The sequence below is a fragment of the Cupriavidus sp. WS genome (assembly GCF_000395345.1).
Lineage (GTDB): Bacteria > Pseudomonadota > Gammaproteobacteria > Burkholderiales > Burkholderiaceae > Cupriavidus > Cupriavidus basilensis_B.
Map to the genome: position 1 here is coordinate 34,985 of NZ_AQPL01000133.1, position 24,972 is coordinate 59,956.

Sequence of the window (24,972 nt, forward strand, 5' to 3'; positions counted from 1 at the left end):
AACTACCCGTTAAAGCCCCGCTTGGTACAGAGGTAGTACTGCTGCGGTGCTCTGAATGAATTTTCGGATAAGTCAATGTTCCGAACTATCTGACCAGAACGAGATTTTGACTTTAAACGTAGTACAAGTACTAAATATGGGATGGGTTTGTGTTGGGACAGATCGTTGCCTTCGGGGCGGCGATTTCGGCGGAAGTCGGAACCAAGAGAAGGCGCGTACGGCGCCAGGAGACAGGATAGGAGGCCATCCATGCGGTCATGGGAAGGACGGAAATCTCAAAAAAATCCGCCCGGGAGGGGCGGATGTTGGCGGGGGAAAAGGGGAGAGCGATTTCAGCTAGCCATTGCAGAAATTTGGCAAGTCGCATGCGCAATGCGTGTGAATAAAATATTACGCTGCGGGAAGCACTAGAAATATAGGATTTATCCTAGTTATTGAGGGAAATTCCTAACTCAATGATTTCATATTCGTGCCGATAACGAAACAAATGCCGGCGCTGCGTATGCCGGCGCCCTCATGCAAAGGCGTCGCCCGGCAACCGTGCCGCCGCTACGCGCGCTGCCCGGCGGAGAACGAGGCGAGGTCCTCGCGGAAGGCCAGCATCACTTCCCGCTGCAGCAGGGCCTGGTATTCGCGGAACGGCGTGTCGAGGTCGAAAGCGGCCTCGTTGTAGGTGCGCTGGAGGAAGGCCAGCGACTCGGCCAGCGAGCGCGCCTGCTCCGACTGGTGCAGGCGCAGGCGCCAGTCCACCGCTTCGTGGTGGTCGGCCAGCAGGTTCTGCTGCTCGGGACACGCAATCTCGCCGACCTGCCTGGCCTCGTGGAAGGCGGCCAGGTAGGCGCAGATGGCCGACATGCGCCGGTTCGCCTCCGAGGCGGATTCGGCCAGCATGACTGCGGAGGCGGCGAGCTCGTCCGGCCGGCTGCGCGCGCGGCGCCGCTCCGGCGCGGCGTCCAGCAGGGGCCGCACCGCGATCAGCAGTGATGGTGGCAGCACGCGGTTGAATTCCCTGGCCAGCACGGCGTGGACCGAGCGCGTCAGGCGCGCGCAGTGGGCGATGTCGTCGTTGACGTAGAAATCGAGCGCGACGGCCCCTTTTCTTACGTCCGAGATCACCGCGCGCACGGGCACGGCGCCCGCCTCGCGCAACGCGGCCAGGCAGATGCTGGCGCGCGCCAGCCACTCGCCGTTGTGGCGCAGGGCGTCGGCCAGGCTGTCGATGGTCATTTCCTGGTCGGGGCGCAGCGTCACCACCATGCGCAGGTCGGAGATGCTGCCGCGGGTCGCGCGCAGCGGGTCGCCGTGGTTTCCCGGCCCTGCAGATTTGCTTTTCTTCATCTGGCTCCTTGGCGGTCGTTTCGAAAGGCCCGGGGCATGCCGCGCGTGCGCGCGTCCCTGGTGGCCGTCTGGCGTCCGGCGGGACCGCCGCGATGGGGCCGCCCCGCGGCCGTGAAAAGTCGAGGGATGAAGTATGTCGCAGCGGCCTTGCAGCCGGGCTCGGACATTTCCCGAACAGAGGCGGGAGGATTCTGCCGGGCCAGGGCGAAGGTGCCGTGCCGGCATGCGGCGCTTTCCGCCCGCCGCTGCGGCGCAGCGCTGCGCCGTCCGTGCGGACGCGACATGCCGCATGCCATATGGCGATCTTTCCGCAGCGAAAGCAGGGGTTTCCCATACTTGCCTCAGGCGCTTTATCGCAGAATCGGAAGACAAGGATCACGCATTCCGCGTGCTTCCGCGGCAGATAGCGCAAATTTTTCTGAACGGAGACTGCGCAATGACAACGGTGTTGATAGTTGACGATCATCCAGCGATGCGCATGGTCATTCGCACGCGGCTTTCGCAGGTGCTGGGCGTGAGCCGGGTGCTGGAGGCCAACAATGGTCAGTCCGCGCTGGACATCGCGAAGGAGTACCCGGCCGACCTGGTGATTCTCGACCTCGATATTCCCAAGGTGAACGGCCTGGAGGTCATCCCGCGCCTGCGGGCGATGCATCCGCACGTGCGCATCCTGGTGCTGTCCGGCCAGGATTCGCTGACGTTCGCGCCGCGCGCCATGCAGCTCGGCGCCAAGGGGTTCGTCAGCAAGCTGCAGGACGTGGACGAGATCATGCGTTGCGTCGATGCCGTGATGGCCGGCTACACGCTGTTCCCGCCGGAAGTGGGCGACGCCGAGGCCGTGCCGCCCGACCTGCGCGACGACAACGACCGGCTCAAGCAGCTGACCGACAAGGAGATCGTCATCCTGCAACTGCTGGCGCGGGGGCTGTCGAATGCCGCCATCGGCAAGCTGCAGTTCATCAGCAACAAGACCGTGAGCAGCCACAAGATCCACATCATGGCCAAGCTGCGTGTCGCGACGCTGGTGGAGTTGGTAGACTTCGCACGGCGCTGTCATGTGGTGCCGTGACGGTGCCGGAATTTCATCGACGCAGCTTCAAGGACTACGGATCATGCATCGCGCATTGCTAATCGGCGACACGACGGACTGGGCGGAAGACAGCGGCCTCGCCACCCTGATGGAGGGCCTGGGTTTCCAGGCGACCGCGCATGCGCTGTCCTCGCCCGGCCCGCTGGGCGAGGGTTGGCGGCTGGTGGTGGTGCGGCTGCCCGCCGACGGCGCGCTGCCGGCCGGCGTGGCGCCGGACCCGGACGGCGCCGGGCCGACCCTGTGGCTGGCGGTGTCGGCGGGGCCGGCCGACCCGCGCTTCGGCGGCACGCTGGCGGAACCCGTGCGCGAGCACGAACTCGTGCGGCAACTGGTGCGGCATCGGCTCATGCCGATCAGCGCCGAGGAGGAGGCCGCATTCTGGCCGGCCATCGAGACGCTGTCCGATGGCGACCCCGACATGATCGCGGAGCTGGTGAGAAGCCTGGTCGACACCAATCGCGACGACCTCGTGCTGCTGCGCGATGCCTGCGTCGCGTCCCGCTGGGACGAGGCCGCCTCGCTGGCGCATCGCTTCAAGGGCTCGGCGCGCATCCTCGAGTCCCGCGCGGTGGTGTCGCTCTGCGCGCGCCTGGAAGCGGCCGCGCGCCGGCGCGACGCCGACGGCGTGCTGGCCCTGCTGGCGCTCTTCGAGCCGGCCATCGAGCACATGAACGACTGCCTGGCGGAGCGATAGCGGGCGGGGGGGCGGTGCGACAAGGCGCACATGCCGCGCGCCGCCGCTGTGATGGCTGGCGCATGTTGCGCGCATTGCGCGTGCCGGCGCCGATACCGCCGCCGGACCGCCGAAAGCCGCACGCCCCGGTGCATGCCGTGGCATCGCACCGGGGCGTCCGCGGCAACCCGGCCAATCCGTCAGGCCGGGGCCGTGCCGTCAGAAGCGGTGCCGCATGCCGAAGCTGGCGCCGAACTGGTTGTCGCCCGGCGAGACCTGGCCGTTGCCGTTGACGCTGGTGTCCGACATGAAACCGCGCGAGCGGTCGGTCTTGTTCAGCGCGTAGGCCATGTTCAGGTACAGGTCGGTGCGCTTGGACAAGGCGTAGTTGCCCCCGGCGGAGAGCAGCCACGGGTCCGCGCTGGTGCCGCGGTTGTCCTGGTAGTACACCGCGCCGCTGAACGAAACCGCGGGCGTGAGCCGGTAGCTGGCCCCGGCCCAGCCCAGGTGAGCCGTGCCGTTGCCCAGCGCCGAGGTGAAGCCGAGGTGCTGCCAGCGGTAGCCGGCGAAGACCTTGGCCGGGCCGAAGGCATAGCTGGCGGCGATGGTGGCGCGCTGGTCGTGGCGGTTGCGCGAGGCGATGGTGTCGCCGTTCTTCTGGTCGAAGACCGCGCCCGCGGCCAGCGGGCCCACGGCATAGTTCAGGCCGAAGGCATACTCGCGGCCCACCTTCCAGTGGCCGGGGACTTCGCCATTCGTGCCGCCCTGGCCGTCGTAGCCGAAGCTGTAGAGGCCCGACACGGTCAGTCCGCCGGACTGGCCGCGGTACTTGATGGCGTTGTCGGCGCGCGCGCCGAAGTCGCTGTCCATGCCGTAGATGGAATAGCTGCTGACGGCGGCCATCGGGTCGTACTGCAGCGCGAAGTCGTACATCGGTGTCTGCTGGCGGCCCAGCGTGACGGTGCCCTGCGGGGTCTCCAGCCCGACGTAGGCCTGCCGGCCGAACAGGCGGTCGCCGGCCCTGCCGTCGTCGAGGTCGAAGCCGCTTTCCAGCACGAAGATGCCCTTCAGCCCGCTGCCCAGGTCTTCCGCGCCGCGCAGGCCCCAGCGCGAGCCGGTCAGCGCGCTGCCGGACTGCAGGCGGTAGACCTTGTCGCCGTTGCCGTTCTGCCGGTTGACGAACTCCAGGCCGGCATCGGCCACCCCGTACAGCGTGACGGCGCTCTGCGCCCACGCGCCGCTTGCCAGGACCGCGGCCGCCGTCGCAACGATTGTCTTCTTCATTTCCTGATTTCCTCGCTGATTCCCTTGGTTAAGAAACTCTGTCCGGCGCGCGCCCGCGCCGGTTGTCGGCGCCGCTGCGCCAGCTACCCGGGCGCGCCGAGCCCGGCGGGCAGCGCGTATTCCCCGGGCGCCGGCGTCGGCGGCGGCATGCGCGCCGGCACGTCGCCGGGCGCGCCGCGCCCGGCCGGATGCCATCCGGCCGGAGCCGCCTCCTGGACGTCGAGGCGATAGCCCAGGGCGTGGATCGACGCGATGGTGATGCCGTTGGCGGAACGCAGTTCCAGCACCCGGCGCAGGCGCGCGATCAGCGCCGCCAGCGCGCGCGACATGGCGGGCAGCACGTGGCCCCACACCATCGTCTCGATGTGGTTGCGCGGCAGCACCTGCGAAGGCGAGGAGAACAGCAGCCACGCCAGGCCGAATTCCTTGGGCGTCAGGCGGATGTCCTTGCCGCGCAGCGTGGCGCTGTACCGGTCGATGTTCAGCACGTAGTCGCCGAGGTGGATCAGGCGCTGGCGGGAGGGCTGCGCGCTGTGGTGGCGGCGGTAGTGCGACACCATGCGGGCCAGCAGCTCGGCCGGGCGCAACGCGCAGCAGTAGTCGTCGGCGCCCGCCGCGAACGTCTCCATGATCTCGTGGTGGCTGGCGCCGGGCGAGACCACGATCACCGGCGTCTGGAAGGCGAAGGTGCAGCGGATCATCCTGACGACCTCGGTGCCGTTGCCGTCCGGCAGCTCGCCGGCGACCAGGATCATGTCGAAGACGTGGTCGCGCAGGTCGCGGATCAGCGCGGCCCGTTCTTCATAGCAGTGGCAGGGAAATCCGGCGCCTGTCACCAGCTCGGCGACCGGCTGCGAGCTTGCCGGGTTGGCATCCAGTAGTGCGACTTTCATATAAGACAACCTCTGAGTCTGTCGGCCCGCGCGCGGCGTCGCATGCGCGATGACGCCCGGCGGCCGAGGTACAAGGTAGCGTCAATGCCTTCGTACCGAGCCCGGAAATTTCCGTAAACAAGTCGGAATACTTCGGTTTTCTCCCCGCGCCTTGCGCAAGATCAGATCGCGGGCGCCGCCGCCGCCGCAAACGGCGTCCGCGCGGCGCGCCGGCGCGGCTTCGTACCGTGCCGGGAAGCCCGGCCATCGGCGCGGCGGAGGCGCTATCATGCAAAGCCATCGGCCATGCGGCTCCCGGCGCACGGAGCGGGCGGCCACGCGGGAGCGCAACGCGCCGCGGCGACATAGGACAACCGACTCATGGAAAAAACCTGGACCTCGGGCGAGGCCTGGCGGCGGTGGCTGGTTCATCTTGTCTTGCTGGCGTGCTGCGCCGGCCCGGCGTTCGGCGCGGCGGCTGCGGCCGCTGGCGCGGCCGGCCCGGCCGCGGCGCCCGGGCCGGTGCCGGCCGTCATCCGCATCGGCACGGTCAGGCAGGGCCTGCCGCCTTTCCTGTTCGCGCGCGGCGCGCAGCCGAGCGGATACGGCGTCGACCTGCTGCGCGAGGCGCTCGGCAACCCGGCGCTCGAGCTGGTCGAGCACGCCTATCCCGACATCCCGGCGCTGATCGCCGCCACCTGCGCCGGCGAGATCGACCTCCTGATCAGCATGGCGAAGACGGATGCGCGCACGCGCTGCCTGCTCTATTCCGCGCCGTATTTCGAGGGCGACACCGTGGTGGTGGGGCGCACCGCCGACCACGTGGCCGGCGTGCTGTCGCCGGGCTCGAAAGGCGTCCGCTTCGCGGCCGAGCCGGGGTTCTACATGGAAAGCGTGGTGCGCGCGCGGTATCCCGGCGCCACGCTGGTGCCGGTGGGCGACGTCACCGACGGCCTGCGCGCGGTGGTGGCGGGCAAGGCGGACTTCTACTCGGCGGTGCAGCCGGTGGCGGAATACGCGCTGGCCCGCCGCGAGTTCGACGCGCTCTCGGTGGTGAACGCCTATCGCGAACCGGGCAGCGCCGTGCACTTCGCCTTCCCGCCCGCGGCCACCGCGCTGCGCGACCGGGTGGACGAAGGGCTCGCGCGCGTGCCGCGCGAGCGCCGCCTCATGCTGCTGGCGAAATGGATCAACGCGCGCCTGGTGCAGCAGGACGACGCCGACCAGTTCTTCCTCACGCCCGAGGAAAGCGCCTTCCTCAACGCGCTGCCGCCGCTGCGCGTGGGCTTCGACGTGGGCCTGCCGCCCTACAGCTATCTCGACGACAGCGGCCGCCCGAGCGGCATCGCGCTCGATTACCTGAGCTATCTCGGCGAGGCGCTCGGCCTGCGCTTCCAGCGCGTGCCGTCCGGCAACTTCGGCAAGACCGTGGACGCCATGCACGACGGCGCGCTCGACCTGATGGCGGTGGCGGCCCCGAACGACCCCGGCTTGCGGCGGCTGCCGGTCTCGCGGCCCTACGCCGCGTTCCCGGTGGTGATCGTCGGGCGGCAGTCGGCGCCCGCGGTCGGGCATCTGCGGGAACTCGCCGGCCTGCGCGTGGTTGTCACCGCGGCCGGCGGCGCCGGCGGGGTGGTCAGGCGCGGGGTGCCGGGCGCGCTGCTGTCCACCGCGCCCAGCGTGCACGCCGCGCTGCAAAGCGTGGCGGACGGCGACGCCGACGTCTACGTCGACGACCTTGCCTCGGCGGACGTCGAGCTGCAGCGCAGCTTCGCCGGCAAGCTGCGCGTGATCGGCTCGGGCGAGCGCCTGCTGGACATCGGCTTCGCGGTGTCGCCGGCACTGTCGGAGCGGCTGCTGCCGCTGGTCAACCGCGCGCTGTCGGCGCTGCAGGACCAGCGCCGGCTCGACATCCAGAAGCGCTACATGGCGGCCAGCTACGTGCTCGAGCCGTCGTGGCGGCAGATCCTGGAGCGCGCCGGGCTGCCGATCGCGGCGCTGCTGTGCATCGTCGCCGTCCTGCTGCGCTCGCAGTACCTGCTGCGCAAGGAGGCGGCCGGCCGGCGCGCGGTGGAGCGCAAGGTCTCGGTGCAGCAGCGCTTCCAGTCGACGCTGATCGACGCCGTGCCGCTGCCGATCGCGGTCATGGACAAGGACGGGCGCTACCTGGCGATCAACGCGGCCTTCCTGTCGCTGCTGGACGTGACGCGCGAGCGCCTCGTCGGCCGCCTGCAGAACGAGGCCGCGGTGTGGGGCGCCGACATCAGCGCCACGCTGGACCAGGCGATCCGCGACGCCATGCAAGCCGGCGAGATGCACCATATCGCGCTCGATTTCCAGGCCGCGTCCGGGCACGCGCGGCACTTCCTGTGCTGGCTGCAGCCGTTCGCCCCGAACGAGTCCGAGGCGGGCGGCGTCATCTTCTCGGCGGTGGAGGTCTCGGAGATCCGCCGCGCCGAGCTCAAGGCGCGCGAGGCCGAGGCGCGGCTGACCGACGTCACGCGCCATCTGCCGGCCACGGTGTTCCAGATGCGCCAGGCGCGCGACGGGCATTTCGCCTTCGTCTGGGTCAGCGGCAACACGCAGGAACTGTTCGGGCTCGATGCCGAGGACATGATGGCCGACAGCGCGCGCGTGCGCGCCTGCGTCCATCCGGACGACGCCGAGCCGCTGCGCGCGGCGGTCACGCGCGCCGGCGCGGCGCTGCAGGCGGTCAACCACGAGGTCCGCCTGCGCGGCCGCGGCGGCTTCCAGTGGGCCCGGCTGCACGCCGTGCCGCGCCGCGAGGACGACGGCACCACGCTGTGGAACGGCTACTGGACCGACACCACCGAGGAGCACGAGCGCGCCGCCGCGCTGGCGAGCGCGCGCGACATCGCCGAGGCCGCCTCGCGCGCCAAGGACAATTTCCTGGCCATGATGAGCCACGAGATCCGCACGCCCATGAGCGGCGTGCTCGGACTGGTCGAGCTGCTCGGCCATACCGAGCTGAGCCGCGAGCAGGCCTCCACGGTCGGCATGATCGAGGACTCCGCCGGCGCGCTGCTGCAGATCCTCGACGACATCCTCGACTACTCCAAGATCGAGGCCGGCCGCATCGACATCGAATGGCTGCCGCTGGACCTGCGCGAGCTGTGCGACAACGCCCTCGGCCTGCTCGCCACGCGCGCGCACGACAAGGGCCTGCTGATGCGGCTGGACGTCAGCGACGACGTGGCGGCGGTGGTGCTGGGCGACAGCGTGCGCCTGCGCCAGATCCTCTTCAACCTGCTCAGCAACGCCATCAAGTTCACCGAGCACGGCACCGTCACGCTTGCCGTGGAGGCGGCCGGCGAGCGTGACGGCAGGCAGACCGTGGTGTTCCGCATCAGCGACACCGGCGTCGGCATCGAGCTGGACAAGCAGGCGCGGCTGTTCGAGCCCTTCATGCAGGCGGACTCGTCGACCACGCGGCGTTTCGGCGGCACCGGCCTGGGCCTGTCGATCTGCCGCCGGCTGTTGGTGCTGATGCACGGCGAGATCACGCTGGCCAGCGCGCCGGGCGCGGGCACGCAGGCCGAAGTCCGGCTCGCGCTGCCGGTCAGGGACATGGCCTATACGGTCCGCCCGCTGGCCGGGCGCCGCGCCGCGATCCGCGTGGCCGATGCGCAGGTCTCGCGCGGCATCGCGCACCTGCTGCGCGCCGCCGGCGCGCAGACCGTGGAGCAGCGGCAGCCGGCGCCCGTGGATGGCGCCGGCGAGCCGGGCTTCGACCTGCTGTTCCTGGACGACGGCACGGAGGCGCCCGCGTCCGGCGCCATCCGCATCACCGACAAGCCCAAGCTGGCCGGCTACCGGCTCACGCGCTCGGACGTGCGCCTGAGCGCCAATCCGCTGACGTGGCGCGCGTTGCGCGCGGCCTCGCTGGCCGCCGTCGGCAGCCAGGCGGCGCGCGGCGCGGAGCCCGCCGCCGCGCCGGCGCAGGTGCCCGCGGTGTCGCGCGAGCTGGCGCTGGCGCAGGGGCGGCTGATCCTGATCGCCGAGGACCATCCCACCAACCGCATCCTGCTGCAGCGCCAGCTCAAGGTGCTCGGCTACGCCAGCGACGCGGTCGGCGACGGCGGCGAGGCGCTGGCCGCGCTCGGCAGGACCAGCTACGCCCTGCTGATCACCGACTGCCACATGCCGGTCATGAACGGCTACGAACTGGCGGGGCGGGTGCGCGCGCAGGAGGCGGCCGAAGCGGGCGACGACGCGGAGGGGCGGCGCCACCTGCCCATCGTCGCCATCACCGCCAGCACCGAGGCGGAGGAAATGCAGCGCTGCCTGGACGCCGGCATGGACGAATGCCTGTTCAAGCCCGCGCAACTGCATGTCCTGCGCGCCTGCCTGGAGCGCTGGATCATGCCGGCGCGCTTCTCGGGCGCGGTGGCCGAATAGGGAGGGACGGGCAGGGCGGCGGGGCAGGCAAGGACGGCGGCGAGATGATGGCGATGACGCGCGCGCGTCGCCTCAGTGCAGCGCGAGCGCGCGCCGGATCGCCTGCTTCAGCTCCTGCATCGAGGCCGGCTTGCCGAGGAAGATGTCGATGCCGGCGGCGCGGCTGCGGTGTTCCTCCTCGGCCAGCGTGGACGCGGACACCGCGATGATCGGCGTGTGCCTGCCGCCTTCGGTGGCGCGCACCTGCCGGGCGAGGTCGAAGCCGTCCATGCCGGGCATGTAGAGGTCGGTGATGAGCAGGTCCGCCGGCTCGGCGTGCAGCGCCTTCCAGGCGCCTTCGCCGTCGTCGCAGATCACCACGTTGTCGTAGCCGAGCTGCCGCAACTGGATCTTGAGCAGCAACTGGTTGACGCGATGGTCCTCGGCCACCACGATGCGCGCGGTCTTCTTGTCCGACGGCGCCGGCCCGTTGTCCGGTGGCGCCGCGGCGACCGCGTTGCCGCCCTTGCCGCGCAGCAGCGCTTCCTGGCACGCGGCGACGAAGGCGCTCCACGCGATGGGGTTGTCGTGCAGCACCACCGGGCCGCCGTCCGGCGCGTCGGCCGGCTGGCTGCCCTGGTGGGCCAGCAGGATGTCGCCGGCGCGCGCGCGGGCGCCGCGGGCGGCCACGATGCGCAGCGGCGCGTCGTGGCCATCCGGCTTGCCGTGCGCGCCCGCCTCGCCCGTCAGCAGCGGCCGCATGCCGGCCGCGCTGGCATAGTGCTTGAGCGCCATCACCGCGGCCGCGTCGCTCACGTCGATGGCGATGTCGCGGCCGGCCAGTTGCGGGAACGCATGGCGCCCGCAATCGACCTTCAGGGCGAGCCGCAACGTCACCGAGGTGCCGTTGCCCTCGTTGCTGCTGATCTCGAGCTGGCCGCCCATCAGTTCGGCCAGTTGCCGGCAGATCGTCAGCCCGAGGCCGGTGCCGCTGAAGCGCCGCGTGGAATGGCCGTCGATCTGCTCGAACGGCTCGAACAGCCGGCGCAGCGACTCGGCCGGAATGCCGATGCCGGTGTCGCTCACGGTGATCTCGATGGTCTCGTGCGCGCCGGCGCTCTCCACCAGCGTGGCGCTCACGCTGATGCTGCCCTGCATGGTGAACTTGATGGCGTTGGAGATCAGGTTGAGCAGGATCTGGCGGATGCGCGCGGTGTCCGCGAGGTAGCGCGCCGCGATGCCGGAGTCGATGCAGATGTTCATCCGCAGGCCCTTCTCGTAGGCATTGCCGGACAGCAGGAACACCGCGCCTTCGACCAGTTCGCGCATGTCGGTCTCGGCCTCGACGATCTTCATCTTGCCGGCGCCGATCTTGGCGTAGTCGAGGATGTCGTTGAGGATCTGCAGCAGCGCCTCGCCCGAGCTGTTGGCCACCTGCGCGAGGTGGCGCTGGTGCTCGTCCAGCCCGGTGTCGATCAGCATCTCCAGCAGGCCCAGCATGCCATGCATCGGCGTGCGGATCTCGTGGCTCATCATGGCCAGGAAGCTGTCCTTGGCGTGCAGCGCGGCCTCGGCGGCATCCCTCGCCTGCATCAGCGCCTCGGCCTGCGCGCGCTCCTGCGCGGCGGCTTCCTGCAACTGCCGGATCAGCAGGTCGCGGTCGGCCTCCAGCTCGTCCTTGGCGATGGCCGCGCGCCGCAGCACCTGCACCGAATGCAGCAGCGCGCCGATCTGGGTGCTGCGCCGCGCCGACGGCAGCGACACCTTGTAGTCGCCGCCGGCGATGCGCCGGATGGCGTCGGTCGCGCCCGACAGCGGGCGGATCACGCGGTACGCGAACAGCACGATGATGACGGCCAGCGCCAGCAGCGCGATGCCGATGACGCCGCACAGCACGCGCAGCCGGCTGCCGGCGATGGCATCCTGCGCCTGGATGATGTGCTCGGCCGAGGCGAGCTCGGCATTGCGCACGCGGATGATGGCGCTCATGGTGGGCACGTAGCGCTCGGCGAAATCCGCGGTGGTCGGGTAGCGCAGGTCGTGCGGCGGCAGCGTGGCGATCTCGTTGAGATAGGCCAGGCCGTCGGTGAAATAGCTCGAGCCCATTTCATGCATGGCCAGCAGCGATTCGCGGCGCGCGGCCTTGTCGTCGCGCGTGCGCATCATCACCAGCTCGCCCAGCGCGCGGATCCTGCCGGTCTCCGTCCACAGCGCGCGCTGCTCGTCGACCGACAGCGCCCGGCGCGCGGTGAGCGCCGGGGTGAACACGGAGCCGGCGCGGCCGGCCTGCTCGCGCAGCTCGGCGGTCAGGCGCGCGATGCCGGCATGCTCGGCGGTCAGCGGCTCGGCGCGGATCAGGTCGAACATGACCTCGTCGGAGATCTGCATGATGTCGGTGGTGGCCGTAAACATGGTGCTCAGCACCGTGCACAGCCGGTCGGTGGAGCGCCCCGGGCGCGGCAGTTGCACCAGCCGGTCGACGTGCGCGCGCGCGGCGCGCAGTTGCGCGTGCGTCTGCCGCATCTGCCTGGCGCTGGCCGAGCAATGGTCGCACTGAGAAGCCTCGAGGCCCGCGATGGCTGCCATCATGGCGCTGTCCGTCTCGGCGCGCGCGCGTTCGAGGTCGTGCAGCTTGTTCTCCGGCGCGGGCGTGTCGCTGCCCAGCACGGCGTTGGACGGGCCGCGCTCCGCCGAGGCCTTCTCGGCCGCGACCAGCACCGCGCGGAACAGGTTCAGCATCGGCCCGGTCTCCTGCGCATCGTTGTAGGTCCGCCATTCCAGCAGCAGCAGGTAGCCCGCCAGACCCAGCGTGGTCACGAAGATGAAGGCGGCAACCAGCCGGAAGCGTCGGTCAATGCGCATGTGCTGTTTCAGGTGCGGTTATGTACTTGTGCTGACGGCGCCTCGTGAGCACATGTCATTGCCGATGGCGTGGCCGGGGCAGTGCAATGTGCCGGCCACGTCCGCCGGGCCGTCCGTGGCGCGACGGCGGCCTGGAGTGGGAGGCCGGCTCGTGCGTTCGCCGGCGAAAGACGGCGGACAGGCACGCCGGAAGCCCACGCAATGCCTGTCGGCTGCGCGGCGCGGTCAAGGACGGGTGGCTTGTCATGTGGGGTCGCCAGAACGGCGCGCGAGCGGGTCCGGGCGGAACATGCCGATAACACGCAGGACTTTATCCCGCCATTTCCGACATGATTTTGGGAAATTTCCCAATGTAGGAGGGGAAAATTCCCAATCACATTGCTGTGCTGTAGGAATCTCCCGAGATGCTCGCGCAGCGGCGCGGCATGTCGGCCAATCGCAATGCGAAGGCCCTGTTTGCCGCCTGTGCGCGCGGCGAGGGACGTTCCGCCAACGGGCAGGCAGCTCGCGCATTCCGGCGCGGCGCGCGCCGCGCCGATGCCATTCGGAATGGCCTGCGCCGGAGCGGGGAGGGCGGGGCCGCGCGCCGGCCAGCTGCGCCGGCCGCGCGTCAATGCATGCGCCGCGGGCGGGTGTGGCGAAGCGGGTGCGCGGCGGGCCGCAGGCGGGCGTTCACGCGCCGGCCCGGGATGGCGGCCGGATTCAGGCCGCCGGCGCGGCCGGAGAGGACAAGCGCATGGCGCGCCGGCCCGAAGGATAGCAAGGATGCGGGAGACGCATCACGGCGCTTGCGCGCCGGCAAGCGCCACGGCGCGCGACGCGGCGGTGGTGTCCGCGTGGCCGGATGGCGGCACGGCCACGCGGCTCGCCAGCTCCACGAAGCTGGCCACGCTCGCCGTGCGCAGCGGATGGTAGGCGACCTGGTGGCGCTCGCACACGCGCTTGATCATGTTCATCGAATCGTGGTCGATGCAGTCCACCGGGAAGACCACCATGTCGGCGCGCGCCACCGTCGCGGCCAGCAGGCCCTTGCGGTCCTCGATGCCGCCGTCGTGCAGCACCAGGTGGCCGCCGGTCGATTCGACCAGCGCCTTGAGCGCGTTGTTGGAGCCGGGGCGGCCGCCCACGTACACGATGCGCTTGCCCTCCAGGTGGCGCAGCCCCGGATGGCGCCCGCGCGGCTCGCCGTCCTGGCCGCCGGCCGCGAGCACGGCCTGCTCCAGCGCGCGCGTCTCGGCGTGGCTGGCGGCCAGTTGCGCCAGCGCGTCGTCGCGCTGCGCGCGCAGCGCCTGCGCCGCTTCCTGCTCCCGCAGCGCATGCTGCTCCGCGGCCTCGCGGCGGCTCGCGTGCAGCGCGGCGGCCCGCTCGTGCTCGGCCAGCGCGTCGCGCAGCGCGCGCAGCTCCGCCTGCGCCGGCGTGCCCTCGGCGCAGGCGCGCGCGCTGGCGTGGGCGAGCCGCTCGCCCAGCGCCGCGAGCTCGCGCGCCTGCGCGTCATGCCGCGCGCTCATTTCCTGCAGGCGTTCCTGTTGCCGCTCGAGCTTGGCGCGCAGCGCGGCGTTGTCTTCCTCCAGCGCCATCAGCCGCCGGATGTCGGCGCGGTTGGCGGCGCCCACCAGGTGCGACAGCATGTGCACCTCGCCGAAGGCGGCCTGGCGCACCGGGCTGCTCGCTTCCGGATGGGTCATCACGGCCCAGTAGGCCGGCGGAATGTCGCCGCTGGCCACCGCTTCCTGCCAGAGCTTGAGCACGGCGTCGGCGTCGCGCGCCGCGTTGAAGTGGCGCAGGGCCTGCGCATAGCGCTCGTCGAGCGCTTTCTGCAGGGCCTTGCAGCCGTCGCCGCCCGCGCCGGCGAGCTTGACCGCCTCGTGGTGGATTTCCAGGTCGGTGGCGCGCTGCCGGTCCAGCGCCACGAAGCGCGGCACCAGCTTGCGCAGCTCGCCGGTGGTCATGCACGTGCCGATGATCGAGCAGTGCAGGTGCGAGTCCAGCTCGGCCAGGCGCGCGCGGCGCCGCGCGGGGCGTGCCTGCGGCGCCGCCGGCGCGCAGCAGGCCAGGGGCGCCGGCTGGTTGCCGAGCGCCGTCTCGATGCCGTTGGCGCGGGCCAGGCGAAACGGTGGAGCGTGCATGCGATACCTCGCGTGGAAAAGGGCAGGCCCGGCACCGCGCCGCGTGGCAGCCAGGCGCGGGGTCCCGCCGTCTCGGCGAAATATACCATTGAATATAACGGATGTGCGGAGCCGCGCCGGACCGGCGGAAGCCGCGCGCAAAGGCGGTAATATCTGCTGGCTGGGTGCCCGGCTCACCGCCGGCGCGCGCGCCGGCGTCCTTGCGGCCAGAGCGATGGCCGCCGAAACGACCAATCGATCAATCGACCAATCGAGGGGAAGATGAATATCAGCGCAAGAAACAAGCTCGACGGCAAGGTAAGCGCCATCCGCCAGGGCGCGGTCAACGACGAGATCGACCTGGAGATTGCCGGCGGCGTGCGCATCGTCGCCAGCATCACCGGCGAGAGCACCAGGCGGCTGGGGCTGGCCGTGGGCAAGGACGCCACCGCCCTGATCAAGGCCTCGTCGGTGATCGTCGGCGTGCCCGATCCGGGCACGCTGCTGTCGGCCCGCAACCAGCTCGTGGGCACGGTGTCGGGCATCAAGACCGGCGCCGTCAATTCGGAGGTCGCCATCGGCCTGCCGCAAGGCGGCGAGATCGTGGCCATCATCACCAACGAGAGCGTCGGCGGCCTCGGCCTGAAGCAGGGCGGCGCGGCCGTCGCCATCTTCAAGGCCTCCAGCGTGCTGCTGGCCGTGCGCGCCTGAGCCCGGCGCGGGCTCAGCGGGCGGGCGGCGCCGCGAACACCTCCAGGCTGACCAGCCTGGAGACGTGGCGGCCGGGCTTGCCGTCGCCCGGAATCACCAGCCGGGCAAAGCCGCCGGCGCCCAGCGGCGCGCCGTCCATCTCGTAGGCGATCAGGTCCGGCTGGTTGCCGAAGCCGGGCGCGATCTCGCCCAGCGCCACCAGCGCCTTGTAGCCGTCGCTGCCGGTGGCCACCACGTACATCGCCAGCATGCTGTTCTTCGCCGCGCCGGGCGCCAGGCCGGCCCGGGCATCGAGCAGGTCCCACAGGCTCGCGCCGGTATAGGTGTGGGCGCCGACCGTGCGCGTCACCGCCGGCAGTGCCTTGAGCGCGGCGAGGTCGAAGCTGCCGGGCTGCCTGACCGCCCCGCTCACCGCGATCCGGGTCGAGGGGGCGCCGCCCGCCGCGGCCACCGTGGAGCCGGACGCGCGCACTTCCAGCCGCCGCAGGCCGGCCACGTAGCGCCCGCCCTCGCCGTCGCCGGGCGCGGTCACGCGCAGCGGGCCGCCGGCGGCCAGCGGCGCCGCCGCGCCGTCCACGGCCTCGCCATAGGCCACCAGGCTGGCGCGGTTGCCGAAGTCCGGCTTCAGTTCCGCGAGGGAAAAGACCACCCGGTAGCCGTCCGCGCCGGTGGCCAGCACATAGCGCGCCAGCGCGTCGTTCCTGGCTGCCGGGTCCGCCTGGATGCCCATGCCGTCGAGCAGGTTCCACAGCGGCGTGCCCACGTAGGTATGGGTCTGCGTGCCGCGGCTGCTGGCGAAGCTGACGGTCTGGGTGACGGCGGGCAGCGCGCGGAGTCGGGGCAGCGTGAGCGTTGCCGGGCGGTCGAGCGCGCCGGCCACCTGCAACTGGCCATCGGCCGGGGCCGGTGGCGCCACCGCGCCGCCGGAGATGTTGGGGCCGCCGCATGCCGACAGCAGCAGCGGCACGAGGGCGGCGCACAACAATGCGGACAGCGGACCGTTCGGCTTGCGCATCTGGATTCCTCCCGTGGTTCCGCGGGCGCGCCGCGTGGCGGCGTTCCCGGCTGCCGGCGCGGCGCTCGCGGGGGCGCGGCCGGCGTTATGTCGACTCTAACATAGCGCCCGGCGCACATATCGGGACGGCGGCGGGCGCGTTCCGGGTGCGCATCGATACCGCCGCGGGGCCGCGCCGAGTTACCATCGCGTCATGGTCAAACTAGCCCGCTCCCGTACCACCGTCAGCCCGGACGCACCGCAGGCGCTCCTGCGCATGCGCATCATGCTCGGCGATACCATCGCCATCGGCCCCGGCAAGATCGCCCTGCTCGAAGCCATCCGCGCCTGCGGCTCCATCTCGGCCGCGGCCAAGCGCCTCGACATGTCCTACAAGCGGGCGTGGGACCTGCTCAACGAGATCAACCGCTCGCTGGCCCAGCCGGCGGTCGATTCCGAGCACGGCGGCTCGCAGGGCGGCGGCACGGTGCTCACGCCCGTCGGCGAGGAAGTGATCCGCCTCTACCGCGCCGCCGAGGCGCGCGCCGCCAAGGCCTGCGCGGGCGAGATCGACGGGCTGATCCGCCTGCTGGCCCGCCCCGGGCCCACGCCCTGAAACCGCCGCGGAAATGCCGGCCGCAGGCCGGCCGCGCACCCGGTTCCGCCTGGAAATAGTCCGCCCCCTTTGTGATGCGCATGAGACGCGCGTCATGGGAGTGTCATGCTCCGGCAGGAGGATGGCGCTTCATCTTTGCGCAAGGGGGAGCGGAACATGAGCAACACGATCGAAACGGCGCCCATCGCCGATGCGGGGCGCATGCGCCCCAACCTGGACCACCGGCCCGGCAAGCTCACCGGCCTGGCCTTCCTGCTGCTGGTCGCCGCGGGCGTGGCCTACACCGGCATGAGCCTGGTCCACGACCTGTCCTCGGCGGCGTCGATGCCGACCACGTGGCTGCCCTTCCTGCTGCTCGGCGTTGCCCTGCTGATCGCGCTGGGTTTCGAGTTCGTCAACGGCTTTCACGATACCGCCAACGCCGTGGCCACGGTGATCTACACCAACTCGCTGCCGCCGCAGTTCGCGGTGATGTGGTCGGGCGTGTTCAACTTCCTTGGCGTGCTGGTGTCGAGCGGCGCGGTGGCGTTCGGCGTGATCTCGCTGCTGCCGGTGGAGCTGATCCTGCAGGTGGGTTCCGCGGCCGGCTTCGCGATGGTGTTCGCGCTGCTGATCGCCGCCATCATCTGGAACCTCGGCACGTGGTGGCTCGGGCTGCCGGCGTCGTCGTCGCACACGCTGATCGGCTCGATCATCGGCGTGGGCGTGGCCAATGCGCTGATGCACGGACGCGACGGCACCAGCGGCGTGGACTGGCCGCAGGCGATCAAGGTCGGCTACTCGCTACTGCTCTCGCCGCTGGTCGGCTTCGGCTGCGCGGCCATCCTGCTGTTGCTGCTGCGCGCGCTGGTCCGGCGCCCCGAGCTGTATGCCGAGCCGGTCGCCAACAAGGCGCCGCCGCTGTGGATCCGCGGCCTGCTGGTGCTCACCTGCACCGGCGTGTCGTTCGCGCACGGCTCCAACGACGGGCAGAAGGGCATGGGCCTCATCATGCTGATCCTGGTCGGCACCGTGCCGCTGTCGTATGCGCTCAACCGCGCCATGCCGGTCGAGGAGACGACCCGTTTCGCCGCCGTGGCCCAGGTCACCAGCGAAGCCCTGCGGCACAGCGTGCCCGCGCCGGCGGCGGCGCCGTCCGATCCGCGCGGCGTGCTGTCGACCTACCTGCGCACCCACGAGTTCAACGCCGGCGTGGTGCCGGCGCTGGCCGTCGTCGCCGGCGGGATCGGCGACCAGGTGCGCGCGCACGACAGCCTGGCGGGCGTGCCGGCCGCCGCGGTGGCCAACGTGCGCAACGAGATGTATCTCGCCTCCGAGGCCATCCGCCTGCTGGAGAAGGAAAGCACCGTCAAGTTCGACGCCACCACCAGGGAAAACCTGGCCGCGTTCAAGCAGGAGATCGACGCCGCGACCAAGTTCATCCCGCTGTGGGTCAAGGTGGCCGTCGCCATCGCGCTCGGCCTCGGCACGATGGTCGGCTGGAAACGCATCGTCGTCACCGTGGGCGAGAAGATCGGCAAGACTCACCTGACCTACGCGCAGGGCGCGTCCGCCGAACTGGTGGCGATGGCCACCATCGGCGCGGCCGATGCCTTCGGCCTGCCGGTATCCACCACCCACGTGCTGTCGTCGGGCGTGGCCGGCACGATGGCGGCCAACCGCTCGGGCCTGCAGATGTCCACCATCCGCAACCTGATGATGGCCTGGGTGCTGACGCTGCCGGCGGCGATCCTGCTGTCGGGCTGCCTGTTCTGGCTGTTCTCGAAACTGTTCTGAACGGACAAGGGGCCGGGCACCGGTATTGTCCGGTGCCCGGCCCCTGCCTTCACCGCCGCCATGCGCGGCGGCGGCGCCCGTGGCGTGCCCGCGGGTGCCCGTGCGTCAGGTTCAGGCAGCCTGCTTGACCGCCGCCAGCGCGCGCCGGCCGACGGCCAGTTGCCGCGCGACTTCCGCCACGCGCGCGCCCAGGTGTTCGGCGGTGCGCAGGTCGGCCAGCGGCGGCACTACGTCCGCGCTCTCGTCCGCGTTCGACTGCGCCGCGGCGCCGAGGAAGAAGCCGTGGCGGTTCAGCGTGTCCTCGGTCGACTTGGAGTTGTTGTGGCCCGGGGGCAGGCCCAGGTTGACCCAGTGCATGCCGTGCTGCGCGGCGAAGATGGACAACTGCTGCAGCGTGGCCAGCTTGTCGCCCGAGCGCGAGGCCGAGTTGGTGAAGCCCGCCGACACCTTGTTGGCCCACTTGCCGCCCTTGGCGAAGACGTTGCGCGAGGTGGCGTCCATGAAGCCCTTGAACTGCGCCGACGCGCTGCCCATGTAGGTCGGGGCGCCGAAGATGATGCCGTCCACGTTTTCCAGCGTGTCCCAGTGCTGGTCGATGTCGTCGATGCTGATCAGCAGGCTTTCCACGCCGTCCACGCCGGCGGCGCCGCGGGCGACGGCCTGGGCTTGCCTGGCGGTGTGGCCGTAGCCGCTGTGGTAGACGATGGCGATCTTGGTGGCGATGGCGCTCATGGCGATGTCCTCGATGATTGCGAAATTTTGAACTGCGGGATCTGGCTTCGGCTGGCTGTGTTGCCCGCCGGTGAAAGCAAGTTTAGGCAGGTGGCGCGGGCGTGCGTGACGGAAATATCAACAAGTCATTGAGGTAATTTGAATGTGGCCGCCTGTGCGGCCTGGCGTACCCGTGCCGTCCCTCTATTTTTACCCGGGTAATATTGACGATCCAATTTCACCCGGGTAATATTGGCGCCATCGTCCATCTTCCGCGGCAACGCCAGTCCGTCATGAGTGAGAACCAGCCAGTCCAGTACACCGCCTTCGAAGGCAGCCGGCGCATCGCCGCGGGCCCGCTCGCGCAAGTGGCGCGGCAGGTCAGGCAACGTTTCGCGGACCAGCCGGTCGCCGGCGTGCTGATCTTTTGCGACGACGACTGCCAGCAGGCGGAAGTCGATTTCCGCGGCGGCGCCGACGAGGTGGCCGCGCGCATCGCCGCCGCGGAGCAGGCCGCGTCCGCCGCCGCCACCGTCGTTACCGCCGTCGCGCCGGCGGACGAAGCCGGCGCGACGCGCGGCCCCGGCCGTCCCCGGCTGGGCGTGGTGGCGCGCGAGGTCACGCTGCTGCCGCGCCATTGGGAATGGCTCGGCGCGCAGCCGGGTGGGGCCTCGGTGGTGCTGCGCAGGCTGGTGGACGAGGCGCGCCGCGCCGGCGCGGGCAAGGACCGCATCCGCCACGCCCAGGAGGCCGGCTATCGCTTCATGGCCGCGGCCGCCGGCGGCGAGGCCAATTTCGAGGAAGTGGCGCGCGCCCTGTTCGCGGGAGACCGCGCGCGCTTCGACCAGCTGCTCGCGCCGTGGCCGGCCGACCTGCGCGGCTATCTCGCGCAGCGTGCCGAGGCCGCCTTCGCCGGGGAGTGAGGCAGCCGCGGCCGGCCGCGCCCTTGTCCAATCCGCATGGCCGCTGCAGAATACGGCCACAACGAAAAACGCAGAACCAGACCAGACGGGCGGGTATCGGGACATGGGTATCAAAGGGGTATTGCTGGCGGCCGGCACGGCTGCATGGCTGGTGTCGGGCTGCGCCTCGGGGCCGTCTTTCCAGGACGTGCAACAGGCCATGCCGCCCCTGCGCGCGGGCGAAGGCCGGATCTTCTTCCTGCGCTCCGCGTCGATGATGGGGGCCGCCATCCAGCCGGAGTTGCGCATCGACGAAGAGGTCGTGGGGCGCAGCCGTCCCGGCGGCTTCTTCTTCGTCGACCGCAAGCCCGGCAGCTTCGTCGCTTCGGCCACGACCGAGGTCGAAACCACATTGTCTTTCCGGCTGGCCGCGGGCGAGACCAAATATCTGCGCACCTCGATCGACTTTGGCCTGTTCGCCGGCCACGTGGTGCTGCGGGAGGAATATCCCGACGGCGCGCGCGCGGAACTGGCCAGCCTGGCTTACACGGGCGATCTGCCTGTGTCGATGTCAGCCACCGGCTCCGCGCCGGCCGGCACGGCCGGGGCCGGCGTTGCCGCTGCGGTTCCCGCTGCGCCTGTTCCGGTGCCTGTCTCTGTGCCTGTCTCGGTGCCTATTCCGGCGCCTGTCCGCGCGCCTGTCCCGGCGCCGGTCGCCGCCGCTGTCGTTCCCGCGCGCTCGGCGCCCTCCGCGCCGGCGGACGCCGGCACGGTGCGCATGGACGACCTGCGCTACCTGATGCCGGCCCGATGAGGCGGCGCTTCGCTTCTCCCATCCAGGGACCACGGTTTTCTCTTTCCCCGCCCATGACCATCACGACCCGCACCCCGCGCCGCGCCGCGCTGTCCCTCGCGCCCGCGGCGCTCCTGCTTGCCGCCGCCAGCGCCCACGCGCTCGACAGCGCGCAACTGCTCGTCAGGCTCGCCCCCAGCGTCTACGGGGTGCGCACCACGGGCCAGAACAACGCGCCGCTGTCCTCGGGCTCGGCCGTGGTGATCGGGGCCGGGCAACTCGTCACGTCCTGCCACGTGCTGGCCGGCGCGCGCGGCATCGCCGTGCGCCGCGACAACGTGAGCTATGACGCCACGCTGGAAGCGCCCGACGTTGAGCGCGACCTGTGCCTGCTGCGCGTGGCCAATTTCAGCGCGCCGGCGGTGGCCGTCTCCACGGCGGCGGCGCCGTCCTTTGGCCAGAAGGTGGTGGCGGCCGCGAGCCCGGACGCCGCGGGCGTCGCGCTGCAGGAAGGCAGCGTGGCGGGCCTGCATGCCGGCGCGGACGGCAAGCTGGACCGCATCGAGGTCACGGCGCAGATGCCGGCCTCGTCCGGCGGCGGCGTGTTCGACGACAGCGGCCGGCTGGTGGGCGTGATCGCGGGGCGCGCCGATGCGGGCGACAAGCTGCTCAAGGCCGTGCCCGCGGGCTGGATCGCGGCGGCCAGGGAGCGCGGCGTGGCGGCGATGGCCAGCTACCGGCAGTCGCCTCCGCCCGCCGCTCCCGCCGCTTCGCCGGGGCCGGCGGCGGCAGCGGCGGTCGACGAAGCGGGCGCCGTCGTGGCCGGCAAGCAGTCGCCGGCGGTGGGCGAGGTCTGGCGCTACGACCTGCTCGACAAGCTCACCCGCAAGCGGCGCGAGGTGGTCTACCGCGTCGACAGGATCGACGGCGAGCGCGTGACCTTCAACCAGGGCGCGCGCATCGAGAGCCGCGATGGCCGCCTGGAGCGGCTCGTCACGCCCAGCGGCGGCGAGTTCGATGCCGCCTCGCCGCCGCACGGCTGGGTGCCCGACAACGTCAAGCCGGGCCAGCGCTGGAAGTACAGCTACAAGCAGCCCGGCTCCGAGCTGAGCACCGAACTCAGCGGCGAGGCCACCGGCGAGTCCACCATCACCGTGCCGGCGGGCAGCTTTCGCGTGCTGCGCATCAGCTACAAGGGTTATGTGATGCGGCCCTTCTACGGCTTTTCCTCCGGCGGCGCGCAGAGTTCCGTGCTCTACACGGCGGTGGCGTGGTACGCGCCCGAGCTGCGGCGCGTGGTGCGCTTCGATGCCACCTATGCCACGCGCTGGGAAAAGACGGACGAAAGCCTGATGCTGGTCGAGCATCGCTTCGATTAGGCGGCGCCGGCGCCACCCCGCTGCGCCGCGGTGCGTTTTTGGTAGGATGCAGGCCTTTCCATTGACGGCTGGACGGCCGCGCGCCGGGCCGCGCCGCCGTCCGCCGCTCGCTTCATGAATCTGGAACAGATCAAGACCTTCGCCGCCGGCCGCCTTGCCTTCCTCTCCCGCCTGCGGCGCCCCACGCGCCGCGGCGTGCTCAGGGCGGTGGCCGCCGTGCCGCTGCTGTTCCTGCTGTACGTGGTGGTGCTGGTGCCGTTCACCCCGGGCATCCGCGACATCCGCAAGGCCAAGTCCGACCAGCCCGCGCAGGTGCTCTCGGCCGACGGCAAGGAACTGGCCGTGTACAAGTGGGCCAACCGCGAATGGGTCCGGCTGGCGGACATCTCGCCCAACGTCACCGCCGCGCTGATCGCCACCGAGGACCACCGCTTCTACCAGCACTTCGGACTGGACTGGCGCCGGCTCGGCTCGGCCGCGCTGCGCACCTTCTCGGGCGACCGCCAGGGCGGCTCCACCATCACGCAGCAGCTCGCGCGCAATCTCTACCCCGACGAGATCGGCCGCGCGCCCACGCTCACGCGCAAGCTCAAGGAAGCGATCACCGCGCTGAAGATCGAGGCGCTCTACACCAAGGACGAGATCCTCGAGACCTATCTCAACACGGTGCCGTTCCTCTACAACGCCTACGGCATCGAGATGGCGGCGCGCACGTATTTCGACAAGTCCGCCGACCAGCTCGACGTGCTGGAAAGCGCCACGCTGATCGGCATGCTCAAGGGCAACAGCTACTACAACCCGGTCATCAACCCGGAGCGCGCGCTGCAGCGGCGCAACCTCGTGCTGGCGCAGATGGTCAAGTACGAGAAGCTGGCGCCGGCCCGGTTCGAGCAACTGAAGAAGCGGCCGCTGCGCATCGATTTCGAGCGCCAGACCGAGCCGCCCGGCCCGGCGCCGCACTTCGCGCAGCAGCTGCGCAAGTGGCTGATCAACTGGGCCGACCGCAACGACTACAACATCTACACCGACGGGCTGGTGGTGCGCACCACCATCGATTCGCGCCTGCAGGCGCTGGCCACGCAGGCCGTGGCGCGCCAGGGCAACCAGCTCCAGGGCATCGCCGACTCGGCGTGGTCGCAGCGCTCGGGCTGGTCCGCCGGCAGCGACCTGGTGCGGGCCTTCGTGCGCGAGACGCCGGAGTTCCGCGCCGCGCGCGAGTCCGGGCAGTCGCCCGAGGACGCCCTCAGGACGCTGCTGGCGGACCGCGCCTTCATGCAGGCGCTGCGCCAGTCCAAGACGCGCATCCAGGCCGGTTTCCTCGCGCTCGACCCGCGCAATGGCGAGATCAAGGCCTGGGTCGGCAGCCGCGATTTCACCCAGGACGCCTTCGACCACGTGCAGCAGGCCCAGCGCCAGCCCGGCTCCACCTTCAAGCCCTTCGTCTACGGCGCGGCCTTCGAGCAGGGCGCCAGCCCCGACGACACCTTCATCGACCAGCCCGTGGAAATCCCGCTGGCCGGCGGCGAAGTGTGGCGGCCTTCGGACGACGGCCCGCCCAGCGGGCGCGCCATGAGCCTGCGCGACGGCCTGGTGTATTCCAAGAACACCATCACCGCGCAACTGATGCAGACCGTGGGGCCCGACAAGGTGGCCCGGCTGGCGCGGGTCATGGGCGTGCGGCAAAGCAAGCTCGAGATCGTGCCGTCGCTGGCGCTCGGCACCAGCCCGGTCACGCTCAAGGAAATGGTCACGGCCTACGGCACCATCGCCAACCAGGGCGCCTACCTGGAGCCGGTGATGGTCACGCGCATCGAAGACCGCAACGGCGAGGTGCTGGAGACCTTCCGCCACGCCTCGCCCGAACGGGCGCTGCCGGTGGCCACCGCGCAGACACTGCTCGACGTCATGCGCGGCGTGGTGGACCGCGGCACCGGCAGCAGTATCCGCAGCCGCTTCGGCATCCGTGCCGACGTCGCCGGCAAGACCGGCACCACGCAGGACAACGCCGACGGCTGGTTCATCCTGATGCACCCGCAACTGGTGGCCGGCGCGTGGGTCGGCTTCAACGACAGCCGCATCACGCTGCGCAGCGACTACTGGGGCCAGGGCGCGCACAGCGCGCTGCCGATGGTGGGCGACGTCTTCCAGCGCGCGCTGCGCACGCGGCTGATCGACGCCAACGTCCGCTTCGCCCAGCAGGAGGACAGCGGCTTCTGGGACACCATCGCCGGCACCGTGCGCGGCTGGTACCAGCGCCTGTTCGGCAGCGCGCCGAAGCCAGAGGCGCCGCCGCCGCAGCCCCGGCGCGTGCCGCGGCCCGCCGCCACCGAAAGCAGCGCGCCGGCCGCCAGCGAGGCCAGCGCGGTTGCTCCGGCGCTGCCCGCCAGCGACAGCGGCGCGCCGTACCCTGGCGATGCCCCGGCATCGGCCGCGGTGCCCGCGCCGGCCGGCGCAGCGCCGCAGGCGGG

General features: G+C 71.0%; 17 protein-coding genes. 10 read left to right on the top strand and 7 right to left on the bottom strand.

Features of this window, described 5'->3' with window-relative positions; all coding sequences use genetic code 11:
• Positions 1-549 precede the first annotated feature (549 nt).
• Positions 550-1,338, bottom strand: a complete 789-nt coding sequence (locus K206_RS40840) for a hypothetical protein (protein WP_020202776.1) — start codon at positions 1,336-1,338, stop codon at positions 550-552.
• A 436-nt stretch (positions 1,339-1,774) separates the two neighbouring features.
• On the opposite strand from K206_RS40840, the gene K206_RS0112620 reads away from it, so the two are divergent.
• Both K206_RS0112620 and K206_RS40845 read left to right on the top strand, forming a co-directional pair.
• Entirely contained in the window at positions 1,775-2,407 is a 633-nt protein-coding gene (locus K206_RS0112620) for a response regulator transcription factor (protein ID WP_029043558.1), read from the top strand.
• A 43-nt stretch (positions 2,408-2,450) separates the two neighbouring features.
• Positions 2,451-3,122: an Hpt domain-containing protein gene (locus K206_RS40845; protein WP_196812866.1), complete on the top strand. Its 672-nt coding sequence runs from the start codon at positions 2,451-2,453 to the stop codon at positions 3,120-3,122.
• 198 nt (positions 3,123-3,320) lie between these two features.
• Here the strand turns inward: K206_RS40845 and K206_RS0112630 are convergent, their stop codons facing one another.
• Positions 3,321-4,385 carry a porin gene (locus K206_RS0112630; protein ID WP_020202779.1) on the bottom strand — a complete coding sequence of 355 codons (1,065 nt, stop codon included), beginning with the start codon at positions 4,383-4,385 and terminating at the stop codon, positions 3,321-3,323.
• Positions 4,386-4,468: 83 nt separating this feature from the next.
• The gene (locus K206_RS38105) at positions 4,469-5,278 is read right to left on the bottom strand and encodes a response regulator transcription factor (RefSeq protein WP_020202780.1); all 810 of its coding nucleotides are present in this window, start codon (positions 5,276-5,278) and stop codon (positions 4,469-4,471) included.
• Positions 5,279-5,638: 360 nt separating this feature from the next.
• Here K206_RS38105 and K206_RS0112640 point away from each other — a divergent pair, with 360 nt between their 5' ends.
• Positions 5,639-9,676, top strand: a complete 4,038-nt coding sequence (locus K206_RS0112640) for a transporter substrate-binding domain-containing protein (protein ID WP_020423766.1) — start codon at positions 5,639-5,641, stop codon at positions 9,674-9,676.
• A gap of 72 nt (positions 9,677-9,748) precedes the next feature.
• On the opposite strand, the gene K206_RS40850 is transcribed toward K206_RS0112640, so the two are convergent.
• Positions 9,749-12,517, bottom strand: coding sequence for an ATP-binding protein (locus K206_RS40850; RefSeq protein WP_052165871.1), 2,769 nt, complete (start codon positions 12,515-12,517; stop codon positions 9,749-9,751).
• Positions 12,518-13,296: 779 nt separating this feature from the next.
• Positions 13,297-14,643: a DUF2325 domain-containing protein gene (locus tag K206_RS0112650; protein WP_020202782.1), complete on the bottom strand. Its 1,347-nt coding sequence runs from the start codon at positions 14,641-14,643 to the stop codon at positions 13,297-13,299.
• Between the two features lie 261 nt (positions 14,644-14,904).
• Here K206_RS0112650 and K206_RS0112655 point away from each other — a divergent pair, with 261 nt between their 5' ends.
• On the top strand, positions 14,905-15,333 hold the full coding sequence (locus K206_RS0112655) for a TOBE domain-containing protein (protein ID WP_020202783.1): 429 nt from the start codon (positions 14,905-14,907) through the stop codon (positions 15,331-15,333).
• A gap of 13 nt (positions 15,334-15,346) precedes the next feature.
• Here K206_RS0112655 and K206_RS41535 read toward each other — a convergent pair whose 3' ends face one another.
• Positions 15,347-16,348, bottom strand: coding sequence for a molybdopterin-dependent oxidoreductase (locus K206_RS41535; RefSeq protein ID WP_020202784.1), 1,002 nt, complete (start codon positions 16,346-16,348; stop codon positions 15,347-15,349).
• A 193-nt stretch (positions 16,349-16,541) separates the two neighbouring features.
• On the opposite strand from K206_RS41535, the gene K206_RS0112665 reads away from it, so the two are divergent.
• Together K206_RS0112665 and K206_RS0112670 are read left to right on the top strand one after the other, a co-directional pair.
• On the top strand, positions 16,542-16,943 hold the full coding sequence (locus K206_RS0112665) for a winged helix-turn-helix domain-containing protein (RefSeq protein ID WP_231401599.1): 402 nt from the start codon (positions 16,542-16,544) through the stop codon (positions 16,941-16,943).
• A gap of 156 nt (positions 16,944-17,099) precedes the next feature.
• Positions 17,100-18,719, top strand: coding sequence for an inorganic phosphate transporter (locus K206_RS0112670; RefSeq protein WP_020202786.1), 1,620 nt, complete (start codon positions 17,100-17,102; stop codon positions 18,717-18,719).
• A gap of 111 nt (positions 18,720-18,830) precedes the next feature.
• On the opposite strand, the gene K206_RS0112675 is transcribed toward K206_RS0112670, so the two are convergent.
• A complete protein-coding gene (locus tag K206_RS0112675) occupies positions 18,831-19,451 on the bottom strand; it encodes a flavodoxin family protein (protein ID WP_020202787.1) in 621 nt (206 codons plus the stop codon).
• Between the two features lie 272 nt (positions 19,452-19,723).
• On the opposite strand from K206_RS0112675, the gene K206_RS0112680 reads away from it, so the two are divergent.
• From K206_RS0112680 to K206_RS38120, 4 genes are all read left to right on the top strand, one after another.
• Complete coding sequence (locus K206_RS0112680; RefSeq protein ID WP_020202788.1) at positions 19,724-20,353, top strand: DUF2239 family protein; 630 nt, start codon at positions 19,724-19,726, stop codon at positions 20,351-20,353.
• 103 nt (positions 20,354-20,456) lie between these two features.
• Positions 20,457-21,146 (top strand): DUF2846 domain-containing protein, encoded by a 690-nt coding sequence (locus tag K206_RS43675; protein WP_196812867.1) that lies wholly within the window; start codon positions 20,457-20,459, stop codon positions 21,144-21,146.
• A gap of 53 nt (positions 21,147-21,199) precedes the next feature.
• Positions 21,200-22,504: a serine protease gene (locus tag K206_RS0112690; protein WP_020202790.1), complete on the top strand. Its 1,305-nt coding sequence runs from the start codon at positions 21,200-21,202 to the stop codon at positions 22,502-22,504.
• A gap of 114 nt (positions 22,505-22,618) precedes the next feature.
• Positions 22,619-24,972 (top strand): penicillin-binding protein 1A (locus tag K206_RS38120; protein ID WP_020202791.1); only part of this gene is annotated, 2,354 nt, incomplete at its 3' end.

Coding starts and splice junctions, on each gene's coding strand:
- K206_RS40840 (WP_020202776.1), bottom strand. CDS start 1,338: ATGAAGAAAAGCAAATCTGCAGGGCCGGGAAACCACGGCGACCCGCTG.
- K206_RS0112620 (WP_029043558.1), top strand. CDS start 1,775: ATGACAACGGTGTTGATAGTTGACGATCATCCAGCGATGCGCATGGTC.
- K206_RS40845 (WP_196812866.1), top strand. CDS start 2,451: ATGCATCGCGCATTGCTAATCGGCGACACGACGGACTGGGCGGAAGAC.
- K206_RS0112630 (WP_020202779.1), bottom strand. CDS start 4,385: ATGAAGAAGACAATCGTTGCGACGGCGGCCGCGGTCCTGGCAAGCGGC.
- K206_RS38105 (WP_020202780.1), bottom strand. CDS start 5,278: ATGAAAGTCGCACTACTGGATGCCAACCCGGCAAGCTCGCAGCCGGTC.
- K206_RS0112640 (WP_020423766.1), top strand. CDS start 5,639: ATGGAAAAAACCTGGACCTCGGGCGAGGCCTGGCGGCGGTGGCTGGTT.
- K206_RS40850 (WP_052165871.1), bottom strand. CDS start 12,517: ATGCGCATTGACCGACGCTTCCGGCTGGTTGCCGCCTTCATCTTCGTG.
- K206_RS0112650 (WP_020202782.1), bottom strand. CDS start 14,643: ATGCACGCTCCACCGTTTCGCCTGGCCCGCGCCAACGGCATCGAGACG.
- K206_RS0112655 (WP_020202783.1), top strand. CDS start 14,905: ATGAATATCAGCGCAAGAAACAAGCTCGACGGCAAGGTAAGCGCCATC.
- K206_RS41535 (WP_020202784.1), bottom strand. CDS start 16,348: ATGCGCAAGCCGAACGGTCCGCTGTCCGCATTGTTGTGCGCCGCCCTC.
- K206_RS0112665 (WP_231401599.1), top strand. CDS start 16,542: ATGGTCAAACTAGCCCGCTCCCGTACCACCGTCAGCCCGGACGCACCG.
- K206_RS0112670 (WP_020202786.1), top strand. CDS start 17,100: ATGAGCAACACGATCGAAACGGCGCCCATCGCCGATGCGGGGCGCATG.
- K206_RS0112675 (WP_020202787.1), bottom strand. CDS start 19,451: ATGAGCGCCATCGCCACCAAGATCGCCATCGTCTACCACAGCGGCTAC.
- K206_RS0112680 (WP_020202788.1), top strand. CDS start 19,724: ATGAGTGAGAACCAGCCAGTCCAGTACACCGCCTTCGAAGGCAGCCGG.
- K206_RS43675 (WP_196812867.1), top strand. CDS start 20,457: ATGGGTATCAAAGGGGTATTGCTGGCGGCCGGCACGGCTGCATGGCTG.
- K206_RS0112690 (WP_020202790.1), top strand. CDS start 21,200: ATGACCATCACGACCCGCACCCCGCGCCGCGCCGCGCTGTCCCTCGCG.